Raw genomic sequence first — 16,259 nt, 5'->3', positions numbered from 1 at the left:
GAAGATGTTCCTCCTAGTTTTATATCCATTCCTGCTTTTTTTTGTCGTTCATGGTATGGACCGTAATGATTTACCTTCGATCATTGTTTCCACTTTTTCGCTCTCGAGTTATTTCTTTTTTTTGCATAAGAAAGTATCCATATTTCAAAACAATTTTCCTTTCTTTTTTATGTATGGCGTGGCTTTGCGTTGCGTTGTACTCGGTGTGACTCCCCATCTTAGTGATGATATTTACCGATATCTTTTTGATGCAAAGTTACTTGTTTCTGGATTTGACCCTTATGAATTCACTCCTAGTGATTGGATAAAACAAAATCCTACACTCCTCGGGCGATTTGAATTTTTTTTATCCCGAATGAATAGCCCGGATTATGTTTCCGTTTATCCATTGTTATTACTTTTCTTTTATATTTGTGGTTCCTTTATCAATGAGTTTATCTCTGTTACTTTTTTAGCAAATCAGATTTTGTTTTTATTCATCGATGTTTTGAATTTACTTCTCATCCGTAGATTTTATCCCAAAGAACCACTTACCTTTTATTGGATCTATTTTGCAAATCCACTTGTGATCATCGAAGGAATTTCGCAAATGCACCCTGAGATTTTATTCATCCCATGGTTACTTTTACTGATACGACTCAAAGAGAATCGAATGATTGGCATGGTATTTTTGATTCTTACCCAATTGAAACTAAATACAATCCTCTTCCTTTTTTCTTTTTTTCGGAAATCAAAACAGATTTTGGTTTTAACTGGATTTGTTTTTTTGTCTCTTTTCCTATGGAAGGCCACTGTATTTGGGAATTGGTTGGCGCAAGGGAATCGTGGAATAGGCCTTTTTTTACATTCCTTTCGATTCGCAGGCATTTTAGAGCCATTTTTTTATTTCACCTTACGTGGGTTTGGTCTTGCATACCTATCGGGGATATTTTCCCTTATCAGTTTTCTTTTGTTGGCATTGGTTTTTAGTTTCCATTCCAAATTCCAAAACCAAACCAAAGAGATTCGATTGTTCCTGATTTACACGATGTTTTTACTTTTTTCGCCTGTGGTCCATCCTTGGTATTGGATCCCTTTTGTATTCCTTGGAATGATTTGTCGGATACCCATTTTATGGCAGTCCTTTGTTTGTAGCCTTGGATTTTTCTCATATGCAATCTATGTTTCAGAATCATATTTTTATTTGTATTGGATGTACTCATTATTAGGATTATTTTTTTATGCAAAAAAAGACACTTATCATCTTCGCAAAGCAACCTAAGTTAGGTCAGGTGAAAACAAGATTAGCCCAAACGATTGGGGATTCCAAGGCTTTGGAGGTGTATGAAGAATTATTAGATATCACCGAGTCCGTTACAGCCGACTTGGAAGCAGAAAAAATTGTGTATTGGGATCAAATCCCAGATTCTGGGCATTCTTATTTTCAAATTGGATACAAACATTCCAAACAGTCATCTGGTGACCTTGGTACAAAGATGGCAAATGCCTTCCAACATGAGTTTCAAAAATCAAAAGGGAAAGTTCTCATCATTGGAACTGATTGCCCTTATCTCAAGGCATCGATTTTTTTAGATGCGTATAAAGCACTTGAACATTCGGATTTTGTGATCGGTCCTGCTCTGGATGGGGGTTATTATTTGCTTGGAATGAATGAGTATTTACCTTTTGTCTTTGATGGAATTCCTTGGAGCACTGACTCTGTTTTAACTCTGACACTTGAAAATATCAAAAGGAATCACTTTAAATGTACTCTTTTAGAAGAACTAGATGATATCGATACAATTCACGAATGGGAAAAATGGAAAAAAATACGTTAAATTTTTTGTTGTAACCGGATTTCAACTCTCCGATTTAAGGCTTCATGTTCCTTCGTTCGGTTATGTGATTTGGAATTGCCATAAAATAACCTTCGGATTTGACCTTCTTCCACAAAATGAATCAATAAAAAACGTTCCACTTCCAAAGATCTTTTTTCACTGATCAAAATGTCTTCTTTAAAATTTTTACCTTCTACTGCATGTGCTTCAATGTAGATTTCATAATTCCGATTCTGGTTCAGAAAATCTGCTACTGATTGCAATCGATTTTGGTCAGCCTTTGGAATTTGAATTGATTTTTTTGTGAAATAAATTGTAAACGCGGTAACGTCTGTTTGTTTTTCAGTTTTTTGATAAGGATTTTCAAAGATAGTACCTTCTTGTGCAGCCAATTCATTATATCTAACCCCAATGTATTGAACGCTGTAAGTTAACAAAAAACAAACTAGTACTTTATAGGAAAAAGATGATGGCATACTATAATGATCGGTATCAATCGAATGATTCCAAAGAATGCTTTTTAAAATTATGATTGAAATATGTCCCTTCTCATTAATTTTCACACCATAGGTGTTGAAATGAAATTGAAAGAATTGGCTGAACAATTAGGTGCAAGTTTCACTGGAAATGGCGAGTTGGAAATCAAGGGCATCAAAGATTTGGAACATCATACTCCTGTTGATCCGAATAGCATCTATTATGTGGCATCCAAAAAGTATCTATACAAACATAAAAAGGCGCTAGAAGTTCAAATCGCTCTTACAATCGATTCTTTGGCCAACACTTTTCCCAATGCCATCATTGTTCCTGAGGAAGGATCCAAAGTCAAATTCATACAAGTGATCTCTTTGTTTGAAAAAAAGCCATCTCTCTCTCAATCCATTTCACCAAAGGCAAGTATCCATCCCAGCGCCAAAATTGGAAAAAATGTCACCATCATGGATTTTGTAGTCATTCAAGAAAATGTTGTGATCGGTGACAATGTAGTTTTGTTCCCAAATGTTGTGCTTGAATCAGACGTGGAAGTAGGGGACGGAACTGTCATTAAATCTGGAGTTGTAGTCTATCATGATTGTAAGATTGGCAAACGCAATTTGATCCATGCAAATACTGTCATTGGTGCCGATGGATTTGGTTTTTATGATTTTAATGGAGTTCGTTACAAGGTTCCACAAATTGGTAATGTCATTGTTGGTGATGACGTAGAAATGGGTGCACATTGTACGGTTGACCGTGCTGCTTTGGAATCAACTACAATCGGAAATTTCACTAAATTTGATGATCATGTTCACGTAGGCCACAATTGCCGTGTAGGGAATTATGTATATATCGCTGGAGCAACCGTTCTTGCCGGTTCTGTTACCATTGAGGACGGTTGTTTTCTTGCGGGACAGTCTGCTGTTGCCGAACACTTAACCATGAAAAAAGGATCCATTTTACTTGGATTATCGGGGCTTACAGAAGATTCGAAGGAAAAAACAGCTTACTTTGGAATTCCGGCAAGGCCTGCTCTCGAAATGCACCGAATCCATAGCGCCTTACCAATGTTACCCGAATTGATTAAAGATTTTGCAAAACGCAAAAATAGTAAAGATGTTTAACGTTTAAGACTTAGATTCTAAAATTGTTTTCAATCGATTGAGGTTTTCGGTCATTTGTGATTTGAGATTCATTTTTACCAAACCTTCGCTCAACTGAAATAGGCCTTTTAGTTCCATTTTGTCTGAAATGGTAAGGCGGCAGTGATTGCCTTCCTTTACGAATTCATATCGATCGGTAAATTTCATACCGTTTGCCGTACAGCTTGCGACAATCGCTTGGTTTTCGATGATGTCTTCTATTTTATAAACTTCGTTTAATTTAAAGATACCCAAATCAATTTGAATTTTGTATTCAGTAGCCTCTGCATTTTTGACTTCAACAGCATGAATGCTTTGGTTGTAGGCAGTTTGGTTCGTCATGTCGCGAACGTATGCAAACACTACCTCTACGGGCTTGTGGATTAAAGTATCAACTTTTGTTTCGATCATTTATTTTTTGGATTCATTAATCCATTGTTTCCATATCTCTGGTACAAATCCAATGGTTGCTTTTTTGCCATCTCTGACGATAGGGGTTTTGAAAAGTAGAGGGTTTGTTAAAAGTGCCTCTTCTTTATCGTATAACATATACTTCAAATTTTTATCTTCATAAACTTTTGATTCTGTATCAATCAAATCATCTAAACTGACACTACCAAGAATGGATCTAAGTTCCCCTTTACTCATTTCTTTTTCTTGTAGGTTGATGAATTGGAAAGGAATACGTCTCTCTTGAAAGAAGAGTTGTGCCTTTTTAGAATCTTTGCATTTTTTTGTGCCGAAGATTTGTAAGTTCATCCAAAGATTGACTTTTTAAATTCTTCGAGAAGTGATTCTGTGCCAGACAACATCAATTCGATTTGATCTTTGTCCAAGTCATACATCACATGTGCTTGTAGGTATAAGGTAAACTCTTCCGCAGAAACTTTTTTTGCGTCGAAGTTTTCTTTAAGAAAGTTATACCAAGCAGCGAGGATGACCTTCTGGTGGGCCAGTTCTTTGATACCGATGGTAATGATTTTAGGGGATTTCATGGAATTTTCTTAAAGAATTTCATTCAATTGAAAGGATCGTCAATCCAAAAACCTTTGGAAGACTGAAAAATACAAAATCCAAGCACCTGAGTTCATATCCAACCTACGAAATGATTGTGCAGTGCTCACAGTGGCATCAATGATCCTTGTGTCATCAACGACTCCCACTCGCCCATTTGTTGCAATATAAAAACTTGATGATTCACCGTTATAATTCCCGCTAAACCGATCGATGGCAATATGGTGGTAACCAAGTCCAAATTGAAAAAAGGTACGATCGTATAACCTGTGATTGATGGCAGTTTCGGCTCTGTAACTAAGCCCACTGCCTCGGAGTCTCCCTCTTTGGTTAAAATATTGAGTATCAGGAGGAAGTTCTCCAACTGAGTATCCTCTGATGTTCCAATCTGCGGAAGTAAATCCCATACCGAGTCCATTTTCCCATTCCCAGTTTTTGAAAACCGGGGTAACAAAATGATACATTGCTAAAACATGATAAGAATAAATTTCGGAATTTAACTTAGTGTAATAAAAATCATTAGTAACTTCTGTTAGTTTCAAGATTTGCCAATCATTCCTCCCAACGACAAACCCAAACCTAGATCGTGAATCGAGTAAAAATCGCAAAAAACCTTCGTAGAGATAGGTGTTTCTACCTCCACTCAAACTTACGTCTGAATAAATGAGAGGATTGAAGGTGGAACTGAATTGTTTTAAGTCACCATCGAACCTACCTGGAACTCTTTCTCCCGCTCCATACCTGAGACCAAATTCAATTCCTGTACCCTCGGCAAGTAAGTCTGGTCCTTTAAGAAACCAAATGGGGAAAACGAGAATCGAAAGGATTACAATACATCTTGACATAACAATTTCATCCAATTTCGTGAGGAAGAACCTATATGGAAACACTCTTTCAAAACGGATCTCAGTTTAATCTCATTTTAGGATCAGACATCCTAAGCCCATATTTTTACCTTATCCTACTCGCTTCCGTTTACTTAAGCGTAAGGTTGGGTTTCCCACAGATTCGATTCCTCTTCCTTTCATTGAAAATCCTAACAGGGAATATGGACTTTAAAGGTTCGAAGGGGCAACTTGTCCACTCTCAGGCTTTTTTTGCTGGGATTGGGTCTTCGCTTTTAGCAGGTTCCGTGATTGGAACGGCTCTCGCCATCGCCTACGGCGGAATTGGTGTTCTTTTTTGGATTTGGGTGATGAGCCTTTTTGTCATGCCCATCCGGTTTGTTTCTTCCACTTTGGCAGTCAAATTTCGGAACCAACTCCCAAGTGGGCGTTACCTATCTGGCCCCATGTACTTTATCGAAAAGGCACTCCGGGCGAAGTGGCTTGCGGTTGCCTTTTCACTTGCCAGTCTTGTGACGGTTCTTGTTTTCGGTGGGATTTTCCCATTTGTTGGCCTCACCTACCTTACAAAAGAAGGGCTAAGTTTGTCGGGTTTGTCTGGCCCCATTTCCTTATCAGTGGTATTACTTTTCATTGTGATCGGTGGTGTTAGGCGAGTGGGTAAGGCTGCGAGTATCCTTGCTCCCATTGGCATCATCCTATTTATCTTTGGTTACGTTTCACTTTTCTCAAACGGAATGATTTCTTTTGTTGGATTCATTACGGATGTCACAAAAGAAGCTTTTTCCATCAAGGCGTTGCAAGGTGGAGGTGCTTTTGGCATTTTACGTGCACTTTCGGTTTCACTGAGTACATTCTTTTTGTCAACAGAGACGGCTGTAGGAAAGTCTTCTGGAATTGCTGGTGTTGTGAGAACTGATTACGCCGCAAAACAAGGATTAGTGAGTATGCTTGCTTCCTTTTTTGAAGGTTTCATTATGGCAACTATGGTAGGGTACGTATTGTACTCTTATGGTGCTGTCAATTTAGAGACAATTTTGTCGTTTCCTGATCGCATTTTGGTCCAAAACAATTCCATCCCAGCCATGTTGTTTGTGATTTCCTTTTTGTGTTTTGGGATCTTAAGCCTGGCAGGTTGGTTTTACAGTGGGGAACAAAACGCTTTTTATGTGTTTGGTGAAAAATTTTCCAATTTTTTTCGAATGTTATTCATTGGATCTACTTTAGGGTTTGCGTATTTGTATGTAAATTACGGAATCAGTGTCCTAAGTTTTGTGATGCATTGGGGTTATGTGGCTGCTGTCATCACGAGTGTCCCCCTCCTTGTTTCCTTAATGTTACTTGGCAAATCTGCGAATTTAGAACTTAAAAAATACCTTTCTGAATCTGGAGCAAGGTACGAAATTTTTAAGGACATCTATTTATTGTTTTTAACCTTACTTCCTAAAAACCTAATCTCAAAAATCTTTGGTTATTTTTCGACATTGAAACTACCAAGATTTATGATGATCCCGATCCTAAAGGCATTTGCAAAAGCATATAAAATCAACTTAAGTGAAGCGGAACTGGAAATCAAAGAGTATGCCTCTCTCAATCAGTTTTTCACAAGAGCGCTCCGGGCAGAGGCTCGGATCATTGATTCGGCTACCAATGCAGTTGTTTCTCCCACAGATTCCAAAATCACAAGTTTTGGAAATATCAACCAGTCCACCATCATCCAAGCGAAAGGAATTGATTATTCCGTAAAAGAGCTGTTAGGTTCTGAAAAGTTTTACCCACATTTCACAAATGGAAAGTACATTACCTTTTATTTATCCCCACAAGACTACCACCGCATCCACAGTCCGTTTGCAGGCCAAATTTTAGGATACTATTACGAACCAGGGAAATTGTTTCCAGTGAATGACTTAGCGGTGCTCAATATCCGAGGGCTTTTCCCGAAAAACGAAAGGCTCATCACATTCTTACAAACCGAGTATGGAAAAATCGCCGTAATCAAAGTGGGTGCCTCCAATGTGGGAAAAATCCGAGTCACCTATGACAATAAAATTGTCACAAACAATTGGATCCGTTTTGCAAAGGAACACCATTACAAGGATGTATCCATCATGATTGACAAAGGTTCCGAAATGGGCCGATTTGAAATGGGATCCACTGTCATCCTCGTGTTTGAAAATGATACAATCGATTTGACAAACATCCAACTGGGGGATAAAATCCAATACGGAACGACTGTAGGCCATTTTAAATCCAAAAAAACAAGTTTACCGGTCAAATTTTAAGATGATGAATTCCCAACTTGCCACCTTCCCGAAAGAAATTTCCTTCGATGATGACTTTCTTTACATCGATTGGAAGGATGGGCATGGCAGCAAATACTCGTTGTTAGACCTTCGCAAAAAATGCCCCTGCGCCACTTGCAGGGGTGGGCATGGTGGCAAAGTAGGCCAAGCCACTGGTCATATCGAGTCCATCAAACTCATATCTTGGACCAAGGTTGGCCGGTATGCCATCTCCATCGTATGGAGTGACTACCACAATACGGGAATTTATTCTTATGACCATTTGCGGGCCTATGCTGAGGGAAATTCCGGCGCCTTTGACTAGGGTTTGGTCACTTTTTGTCAATTCGGAAAAAAACTGAGTGACAAAAACATTCATATTATGTCTCATTATCCTAAGTTTTTCCGGAGATAAAAGGGCATGGGTGAAGGTTCACTCTCACAAGACGAGATAGACGCATTACTACAAGGCGCGGATGATACATTCGACCTCTCTTCCTTAAGTGGCGCATCCAGTTCGTCATCGGACAACCTATCTCCAATTGACCGCGACATTATATCAGATGTGATCGGCTCTGCATTCCAGGTGGCGGGGAACACACTTGGCACGATCTTGGCAAAAAACACTCGTTTTATGAACCCTGCCACGGAATCGAGCTCTTCGGCGGACATCCAAAAAGAATTAGGCACAAAATCAGTTAGTTTGTTTTCAACCATTAGCGGCAGTTTGGCGGGGCGAGTTTGCCTTGTGATGGCACAAGAAAATGCTGCCAAAATTGCTGGTGTGATGATGGGTGGTATGGCTCCTCCAGGCCAACTCGACAATGCCCAACTCCAAACCTTAAAAGATTCACTGGCCCCCATCCTGGGGACTGTAACAGCGCAAATTGGAATGAAACTTGGTGGTACCATGTCTGGTAGCCCACCAGAAATTTCTCTTGTGAATTCTGGTCGTGATTTGCAACTCCCAGATGACAGTAGTTTGGTGAAGACATCACTCAGCTTGAATATTGATGGAGTTGGTTCTTTTAAGGTATACTACGTAATCGCTTTATCAATGGCAAATTCCATCCTAGACATCCAAAAGGGTGGAGGCCAAAAACAACAACAACAGTCCGGCGGAATGAACGTCAATATGCAACCTAACATGGGTATGGGTGGTGGACAAGGTTCTGTTGGGATCAAAGGTGTGAATTTCCCTTCCTTGGCAACAGCTGGTGGTGGACCAGGCCAAACGAACCTCAATCTACTCATGGACGTGCAGATGGCACTCACAGTGGAGCTTGGTCGTACCAAAATGTACATCAAAGACATTTTAGGTTTAGGGGAAGGATCCATCATCGAGCTTGATAAGTTGGCTGGTGAGCCGGTGGACTTACTTGTGAATGGCAAACTCATTGCAAAGGGTGAGGTTGTGGTCATCGATGAAAACTTTGGTGTTCGTGTCACTGATATCGTAAGTCCTACAGACAGACTCAAAGGCGAAAAATGATCCAAAACACTCGGACAGGAAAAGAATTGAATAGGAAAGTTATGTACTTTTCCATCCTCTTCTTTTTTTTGGTTTCGCCAATCTTTTCCCAAAACAGTGACACTAAGGAATTGGATCAAATTTTACGCCAAGAATTGGGAGAGTCAAAATCCAAACCAAATGGGTCTGAAACTGGATCCACTGGGAATACAGGTTCAAATGGAAGTTCTGATTCCAATGGGAAATCTCAAAATGGAAATTCCTCCAATGGAGCGACTAATAATGGTCAGTCGGCGAGTGCGGGAGGAAACCCAGGTGAACCCAATTTAATCCAAGAGCGTTATGCCGAAAACCAAGATGATTCTCCCTCAGCCACTTGGATTCTATTAAAGATATTATTTGTTTTGGCAATCCTTGTCGGAGCTGGGTATTATTTGATTCTGCAGATGCAAAAATCGAAATCAGCAAAGTATCCTGTGAAAGGGTTTATGAAGGTTTTGTCGAGTTTGCCTTTGTCTGCGACCCAATCGGTTCAAATTATAGAAGTGGGTGGTCGCACACTTGTGTTAGGTGTCGCTGACGGATCGGTTAGTTTACTCACAGAAGTGACAGCACCAGAGGAAAAAAACCAAATCCAAAAAATGAAAGAAGAGGCAGATCCGTACGTGCCTAACTTTTTGGAAACCGTTCTCGAAAGTTTACAATCCAAAGCGCAACGAAAGATCCACATCAACCCAAACCAAATGGACAGTTTGGAAATGGATGGGGCAGCCGAGATCCAACGAAAGGCAAAAGAAGGATTGGAACGACTGCGCAAGCACCGAAAACTCTTAGAGGGGGGAGAAACATGAAAGATCGTTTTTTTTCCTTTTTAAAGAGACATAAATCAGTTATTTTTCTCATTAGCATTTTGTTTTTGGTTTCGGCAAGTGGGTTTGCGGGACTTTTGGCACAGGACAAAGGATCTCGGATCCCCATCCCGAATCTATCATTTAACGTGAATGAGGCGAGAGGACCAAAAGAAACCAGTTTGTCTCTGATGATCCTGTTTCTTGTCACCATCCTTTCACTAGCGCCAGCGATTGTGATGAGTGTGACTTCCTTTACCAAAGTAGTCATTGTATTTGATTTTGTGAGAAGGGCACTTTCCCTCCAAAACCTCCCGCCAAACCAAGTGATGATGGGCCTTGCTCTCTTTGTGACATTTTTCATTATGGCACCTACTATTGGTAAGGTGAACGACGAAGCCCTCCAACCTTATCTAAACGGAAAAATTGACCAATCAGCGTTTATGGAAGGTTCCATGAAACACTTACGTCAATTTATGATCAGGCAACTTGGAAAAGATGGAACAAAGGACGTTGCTCTCTTTTTAAAAATTGGGAAAGTACAAAATGTAAAGTCATTTGAAGATGTGCCTTCTTATGTGCTTGTGCCTGCGTTTATGCTGAGTGAAATTAAAAAGGCATTTATCATTGGGATTTATATTTTTATCCCGTTCATCGTGATTGATCTCATTGTGGCTTCTGCCCTTCTTGCCATGGGTTTTATGATGTTACCACCTGTCATGATTTCCCTTCCTTTGAAACTGATCCTTTTTATCCTCATTGATGGTTGGAACTTACTCGTACTAGAACTTGTAAGGAGTTACAAATGACAGAAGTCGATGTTGTCAATATGATGAGGGAAGCCTTCATTGTGACTTTAAAAATCTCCAGTCCGATTTTGATTACAGCACTTGTGGTAGGTCTGATTGTTGGGATTTTACAAACAACCACTTCCATCCAAGAACCTACCATTGCCTTTGTACCAAAACTTGTTTCTATTTTTGCTGTGATTGTGTTTTTTTCCGCATGGATGGTGCGAGTGATGACGGACTATACAAGGGAAATTTTTTTTATGATCGAAAAGATATGATATGGAAGCATTCATTTTACACTTTCAATCTTTTCTTTTTGTTTTAGTTCGACTTCTCGGACTATTCCTTGTTGCACCTTTTTTCTCTTCTGAATCCATCAACTTCTCCTTACGAATGATTTTTTCCTTTATGGTATCACTCATTGTGTACCCGGTTGTCGCGAACTATATGCCACCTGTGCCTGGTCATATGATCAATTTTGGGATTATGATTGTATCGGAGATGCTCATAGGAGTATTTATTGGGTTTCTTGTCTCGCTTGTGTTTAGTGCCTTTCAGATGGCTGGTGAATTCTTTAATAACCAAATTGGTTTTGGATACACGGAAATTCTGGATCCCGTCACTCAAAACTCACTCCCTGCTATAGGAACCATGAAAAACCTAATGGCAACGGCTCTATTTCTTGTGATTGGGGCCCACCGTTTCCTCATTGAAACACTTGCCTATTCCTTTGAAAAGATACGCATCATTACTTTTACAGGCAAAGTCAATAGTGGGCTCTACCGATTGGTAGAAGATGCCATTGGCGCAATGTTTGTGGTTTCGTTTAAAATTGCTCTACCAGTCATGGGCATTCTCTTTTTGGTATCACTTGCAGAGGGACTTATGGGAAAGGCAGCACAACAAATGAATGTGATGTCTATGTCGTTTCCTTTGAAAGTATTCATTGGAACACTTACGTTAATTGCAACATTAACATTTATTGCCACCCAAATGGTACAAGGCATTCAAATCTCTATGGACAAGGCAAGTTTACTTGTACGGGAGTGGCCTAGTTTATGAAAGCGAAGGGTTCTTTGTTTCAGGAATACATTCGATATTGGAAGCCCGTATCAGTTCTATTAGGTGAGATCAAGGATTCGATTCAATGTAAGTTTTTTGATCTCACATTCGTTCCAAGTTTTGGATTCCCTCTTCTCGGTTCACAAAATACATGGGAGGAGGGGGATAAAAATTCCCAAACGCGAGTAAACGATCAGGGATTGGAATGGAATCTTCCTTTAACCTATGTTACTGGTGAGTATGCAATCCAATTGCAGCTCTTTGCCGCTGCCGATGAAGGGAGAACCGAACCTCCGAGTGAAAGGCGAAGGAGGGAAGAAAAGGAAAAGGGGAATGTTCCCAAATCCAATGAAGTTGCCTCCACGTTAGTCCTACTTGGTGGAACCGGTGTTTTGTTTTTACTCGGTGATACCTTTATCAAAAATACAGCCCTCTTCATTAAAAAGTACTTACCGATGGGGATGCACCACGATCGTTTTGGAGCAGAAGAATTCCGAGTCATCCTTTCTGGTGTTTCGAAGGATTTTTTTAACCTGCTTTGGCCTGTCCTTGCGATTACCCTTGTGTTTGCGATTGTTGGGAATGTGGTGCAAGTAGGGTTTATGTTCTCTCCAAGGGCGTTGTCCTTTCGGTTTGATCGCATTTCGCCCAACTTTAAACGGGTATTGCCAAACCGCCAAACTTTGTTTAATCTTGTGAAGTCACTCGCAAAAGTTGTGTTAATTGGGGTCATCAGTTATATTTTAATTTCTGGTGACTTTTTAAAAGTTTTACTGACTGGGAATATGGGGATGATGCAAGCCATCTCCCTTGTTACGTATTCTGGATTTAAGATCATGATGGCGGCTGGACTTTTGTTACTTGGGATTGCGGTAGCCGATTTCTTTTTCCAAAAATCAGAATTTGAAGAATCCTTAAAACAAACTCCTTCCGAAGCCAAACGAGAAATGAAGGAAGACTCTGGGGACCCTGTGATGAAAAACCGCAGGATGCAACTGGCTCGTGACATGATGCAAGGGAATATGTTACGCGAAGTTCCGAAGGCCGATGTTGTCATCACGAATCCTACACATTATTCAGTGGCACTTTCGTATGAGATGGGAAGGGATTCAGCACCTCGAGTGATTGCAAAAGGGGAAAACCGCCTAGCACTGGAAATACGAAGGATCGCACGTGAAAATGATGTACCAATCGTGGAAAGTCCCAAACAAGCAAGGCTATTGTATGCGCAAGTAGAAGTGGGAGAAGAGATCCCACAAGAGTTTTTCCAAGCCGTGGTGCAAATCCTCATCACCCTTGAGAAGTTCAAAAAAAAAGTAGGAATGGCATAACCATATGAACTTTAGAGATATTTTAAAACAATCCGATGTTGTCTTAGGTGTGGGAACCTTATTGATCCTAGGGATGTTGATTGTCCCTCTCCCTGGATTTGTTTTGGATATTCTCATTGTGGTGAGCATTGGTCTTGGACTCCTCATCCTAATGACGGCCCTTTCTGTGACGGAACCGAGTGAGTTTTCGATTTTTCCAAGTTTACTCCTCATCACCACACTCTTTCGTTTGGCGTTAAACGTTTCGACCACAAGACAGATCCTTTCCAAAGGGCCTGCTATGAATTCAAGTGTGATTGAAGCATTTGGAACCTTTGTGGTGGGTGGGGAATCGGGACTCGGCAAGTATGTGGTGGGACTCATTATCTTTATCATCCTTACCATTGTACAGGTGTTAGTGATCACTAAAGGTGCGACAAGGATCTCGGAAGTGGCAGCAAGGTTTACTCTCGATGGTTTGCCACAAAAACAAATGTCCATTGATATGGAACTGAACAGTGGTGCCATTACAGAAGCTGAAGCCAAGGTAAAACGTAAAAAAGTCCAACGGGAAGTTGATTTTTATGGGGCCATGGATGGAGCTTCTAAATTTGTGCAAGGGGATGTAAGGGCAGGTCTTATCATCACCGCCATCAATTTACTTGGCGGTATCCTCATTGGTTCTACAATCCGAGGGGAATCGTTTCTTGCATCGATTGAAACTTATGGTAAGTTTACGATTGGAGATGGACTGGTTTCGCAAATCCCAGGTCTACTTTCCACAACAGCAACAGGTATCATTGTCACTCGTTCAAGTTCCGAAAAAAAACTTACCGTAGAGATCAAAGACCAACTCTTTGGAAACGCCAAAACATTGTACGTTGTGGCAGGGGCACTCGGAATGGCAAGCCTCATCCCTGGCCTTCCGTTTTTCTCCCTTCTCTTTTTATCTGGTGCAATTGGGTACTTAGGGTATTCGATCGAACAAGTGGCCAAAGAAGAGATCAAAAAAATCGAAACGGTTTCACAAGAAAAAGTCCAAGAGAAAAAACCAGAAAACTACATCAAAGAAATATCCGTCGAAGCCATCCAGGTGGAACTGGGGCGCGATTTACTACCGTTAGTGGACGCTTCTTCCGGTGGGCATCTGCTTGAACAAATTGCCAACACTCGTAAAAAATTTGCGATTGATTTTGGACTTGTGATCCCTGCGATACGGATCATTGACAATTTAGAGATCCCACATGACAATTATAGCATTCGGATCAATGGAGTGGTGGTAGGGCAAGCTGCTGTAAAAGCGGACCGGCTTATGGCAATGAACAATACCAGCCGTAACCTCGAATCAATTGTCGGAGAGCCATTCACAGAACCAGCGTTTGGTTTGAAGGCCACTTGGATTGATCCAAATGATAAAATCGAAGTGGAAAACAAAGGGTATTCCGTTGTGGATCCATCGACTGTCATCATCACTCATTTAAAAGAACTGATTTCTAATTATGCATCACAACTTCTAGGACGAGAAGAAGTAAAAGCATTGTTAGAACACTTACGCCAAACTCACCCAACCCTCGTGGGAGAATTGGATTACGACAAACAAGGCCGTCTTGGGATCATCCAACAGACCTTACAAAATCTTTTAGCAGAAGGATTGTCGATTAAGAACCTTCCGAAAATTATGGATGCGATTGCAAACCACCTGCCACGTACGAACAATCCCTTTGATTTGGCAGAACATGTGAGGCAAGCACTCTCCAGACAAATCATCAATGATTTCCTTTCACCTGATGGAAAGTTACATGTGGTGACCATTGATCCAAGGATTATCGATCGTATGAACAAAAGCATCACACTCGATGAAACTGATGGAAGTAAACTCATCATCCTTCCGCATGACATTCGAGTGCGAATTTTGGAATCGGTTTACAATGAACTACAAAAGGCTTTGGATGAAAACAGATTCCTAATCTTTGTGGTTTCTAGGTACTTGAGACAAGCCTTTGCATTCTTTTTGACAAAGGAACTACCCCCAAGGAACTTTGCAGTAATTGCTTCTGAAGAAATCCATAGAGGGGTTCCAACAGAAATTGCCTCGGTTTTAAGCCTTCCATCTAGAGAGGAACACCCACAAGAAGCATAGGAGATCCGTTTGCCAAGTCCTGTCCCATCGTACCGCATTTCTGTTGCTCCGATGATGGACTGGACAGACAGGCATTTCCGTTTTTTTATGCGCCTCATCTCCAAACGAGCGTTACTTTATACGGAGATGGTGACAACTGGCGCAATCCTACGGGGAAAAGACAATCACAGGTATCTCGATTTTTCCAATGAAGAACATCCTGTTGCACTCCAATTAGGCGGTGATTCACCAAAAGCACTGGCAGATTGTGCTAAAATTGGGGAAGACTACGGGTATGACGAAATCAATTTGAATGTAGGTTGTCCTTCCGACAAAGTCCAAAGTGGAAGTTTTGGCGCTCGTCTTATGAAAGAACCAAATCTTGTGGCCGAGATGGTTTCGTTTTGTAAGGCAAAGGTTAAGATCCCTGTGACCGTCAAACATCGGATTGGTGTGGATGGGAAAGAATCGTATGAAGATTTACACCATTTTGTATCCAAAATCAAAGGTGCGGGTGTGGACCATATCATTGTCCATGCAAGGATTGCGATCTTAGAAGGACTATCTCCCAAAGAAAATCGCACTGTTCCACCGCTTCGTTACGCAGATGTTTACCGATTGAAAAAAGATTTCCCGGATCTACCAATCACCATCAATGGGGGGATCAAAACCCACGCAGAAATTGCTGACCACCTAACAAAAGTGGATGGAGTGATGGTGGGAAGGGCAGCCTATGACAATCCGTTTTTATTTGCAGGTGTAGATTCCCTTTACTTTGGCTCAAAAGAAACCCCTCCAACACGTGAGTCCGTTTTACAAGAAATGATCCCTTATCTTCGGTCGTTTCGAATGGGTGGGGGAAAGACCCACCATGTCCTTCGCCATATCTTAGGTTTGTACCACGGTGAAAAAGGGGCAAAAGAGTTTCGAAAATTTCTCACCGATCGTATGCATTTGTCTGGAGCAAATGAATCCATATTAGAAGATTATGTAATGCGTTAAGGATCCGTAGGGCGTTAGGTCAGCGACTCGGCTAACGGCGAGTTGCTGACGGAAGCGTAAGCGCACCCCGGAGGAGCCT

General features: G+C 40.8%; 18 protein-coding genes. 13 read left to right on the top strand and 5 right to left on the bottom strand.

Features of this window, described 5'->3' with window-relative positions; all coding sequences use genetic code 11:
• The first annotated feature begins 4 nt into the window (after window positions 1-4).
• Complete coding sequence (locus tag EHQ62_RS08610; protein ID WP_135641909.1) at window positions 5-1,261, top strand: MptA/MptB family glycosyltransferase; 1,257 nt, start codon at window positions 5-7, stop codon at window positions 1,259-1,261.
• On the top strand, window positions 1,221-1,817 hold the full coding sequence (locus EHQ62_RS08605; RefSeq protein ID WP_135641907.1) for a TIGR04282 family arsenosugar biosynthesis glycosyltransferase: 597 nt from the start codon (window positions 1,221-1,223) through the stop codon (window positions 1,815-1,817). The genes EHQ62_RS08610 and EHQ62_RS08605 overlap by 41 nt, the downstream gene beginning before the upstream one ends.
• Here the strand turns inward: EHQ62_RS08605 and EHQ62_RS08600 are convergent.
• Window positions 1,814-2,293, bottom strand: coding sequence for an OmpA family protein (locus EHQ62_RS08600; protein WP_135641905.1), 480 nt, complete (start codon window positions 2,291-2,293; stop codon window positions 1,814-1,816). The genes EHQ62_RS08605 and EHQ62_RS08600 overlap by 4 nt on opposite strands.
• A 102-nt stretch (window positions 2,294-2,395) precedes the next feature.
• On the opposite strand from EHQ62_RS08600, the gene lpxD reads away from it, so the two are divergent.
• Window positions 2,396-3,418, top strand: a complete 1,023-nt coding sequence (gene lpxD / locus EHQ62_RS08595; protein ID WP_135641903.1) for a UDP-3-O-(3-hydroxymyristoyl)glucosamine N-acyltransferase — start codon at window positions 2,396-2,398, stop codon at window positions 3,416-3,418.
• Window positions 3,419-3,421: 3 nt separating this feature from the next.
• Here the strand turns inward: lpxD and EHQ62_RS08590 are convergent, their stop codons facing one another.
• Genes EHQ62_RS08590 through EHQ62_RS08575 form a run of 4 tightly spaced genes read right to left on the bottom strand, consistent with a single transcriptional unit; the run spans window position 3,422 to window position 5,295 of the window.
• On the bottom strand, window positions 3,422-3,847 hold the full coding sequence (locus EHQ62_RS08590; protein WP_135641901.1) for an SRPBCC family protein: 426 nt from the start codon (window positions 3,845-3,847) through the stop codon (window positions 3,422-3,424).
• Complete coding sequence (locus tag EHQ62_RS08585) at window positions 3,848-4,195, bottom strand: arsenate reductase family protein (protein WP_135641899.1); 348 nt, start codon at window positions 4,193-4,195, stop codon at window positions 3,848-3,850. It abuts the gene before it with no gap.
• Window positions 4,192-4,431, bottom strand: coding sequence for a hypothetical protein (locus EHQ62_RS08580; protein ID WP_015678955.1), 240 nt, complete (start codon window positions 4,429-4,431; stop codon window positions 4,192-4,194). The genes EHQ62_RS08585 and EHQ62_RS08580 overlap by 4 nt, the downstream gene beginning before the upstream one ends.
• A gap of 39 nt (window positions 4,432-4,470) precedes the next feature.
• A complete protein-coding gene (locus tag EHQ62_RS08575) occupies window positions 4,471-5,295 on the bottom strand; it encodes an LIC_11366 family protein (protein ID WP_135641897.1) in 825 nt (274 codons plus the stop codon).
• Window positions 5,296-5,330: 35 nt separating this feature from the next.
• Here EHQ62_RS08575 and asd point away from each other — a divergent pair, with 35 nt between their 5' ends.
• The 10 genes from asd (at window position 5,331) to dusA (ending at window position 16,180) form a co-directional block, all read left to right on the top strand.
• Window positions 5,331-7,577, top strand: a complete 2,247-nt coding sequence (gene asd, locus EHQ62_RS08570) for an archaetidylserine decarboxylase (RefSeq protein WP_135641895.1) — start codon at window positions 5,331-5,333, stop codon at window positions 7,575-7,577.
• A 1-nt stretch (window position 7,578) separates the two neighbouring features.
• The gene (locus EHQ62_RS08565) at window positions 7,579-7,902 is read left to right on the top strand and encodes a DUF971 domain-containing protein (protein ID WP_135641893.1); all 324 of its coding nucleotides are present in this window, start codon (window positions 7,579-7,581) and stop codon (window positions 7,900-7,902) included.
• A gap of 96 nt (window positions 7,903-7,998) precedes the next feature.
• Window positions 7,999-9,069 (top strand): flagellar motor switch protein FliN, encoded by a 1,071-nt coding sequence (gene fliN, locus EHQ62_RS08560; RefSeq protein WP_135641891.1) that lies wholly within the window; start codon window positions 7,999-8,001, stop codon window positions 9,067-9,069.
• A 41-nt stretch (window positions 9,070-9,110) separates the two neighbouring features.
• Window positions 9,111-9,899, top strand: coding sequence for a FliO/MopB family protein (locus EHQ62_RS08555; protein WP_135641889.1), 789 nt, complete (start codon window positions 9,111-9,113; stop codon window positions 9,897-9,899).
• Entirely contained in the window at window positions 9,896-10,705 is an 810-nt protein-coding gene (fliP, locus tag EHQ62_RS08550; RefSeq protein WP_135641887.1) for a flagellar type III secretion system pore protein FliP, read from the top strand. The genes EHQ62_RS08555 and fliP overlap by 4 nt, the downstream gene beginning before the upstream one ends.
• Window positions 10,702-10,965 (top strand): flagellar biosynthesis protein FliQ, encoded by a 264-nt coding sequence (fliQ, locus tag EHQ62_RS08545; protein ID WP_012389491.1) that lies wholly within the window; start codon window positions 10,702-10,704, stop codon window positions 10,963-10,965. Before fliP ends, fliQ begins: the two co-directional genes overlap by 4 nt.
• 1 nt (window position 10,966) lies before the next feature.
• On the top strand, window positions 10,967-11,749 hold the full coding sequence (gene fliR / locus EHQ62_RS08540) for a flagellar biosynthetic protein FliR (RefSeq protein WP_135641885.1): 783 nt from the start codon (window positions 10,967-10,969) through the stop codon (window positions 11,747-11,749).
• Window positions 11,746-13,080, top strand: coding sequence for an EscU/YscU/HrcU family type III secretion system export apparatus switch protein (locus EHQ62_RS08535; RefSeq protein WP_244241705.1), 1,335 nt, complete (start codon window positions 11,746-11,748; stop codon window positions 13,078-13,080). Before fliR ends, EHQ62_RS08535 begins: the two co-directional genes overlap by 4 nt.
• 4 nt (window positions 13,081-13,084) lie before the next feature.
• Window positions 13,085-15,199 carry a flagellar biosynthesis protein FlhA gene (locus EHQ62_RS08530; RefSeq protein ID WP_135641881.1) on the top strand — a complete coding sequence of 705 codons (2,115 nt, stop codon included), beginning with the start codon at window positions 13,085-13,087 and terminating at the stop codon, window positions 15,197-15,199.
• 9 nt (window positions 15,200-15,208) lie between these two features.
• Window positions 15,209-16,180: a tRNA dihydrouridine(20/20a) synthase DusA gene (dusA, locus tag EHQ62_RS08525; RefSeq protein ID WP_135641878.1), complete on the top strand. Its 972-nt coding sequence runs from the start codon at window positions 15,209-15,211 to the stop codon at window positions 16,178-16,180.
• Window positions 16,181-16,259: the final 79 nt, after the last annotated feature.

It is taken from the genome of Leptospira jelokensis, from assembly GCF_004769635.1.
Lineage (GTDB): Bacteria > Spirochaetota > Leptospiria > Leptospirales > Leptospiraceae > Leptospira_A > Leptospira_A jelokensis.
This window is presented reverse-complemented; position numbering and strand designations above follow the sequence as displayed.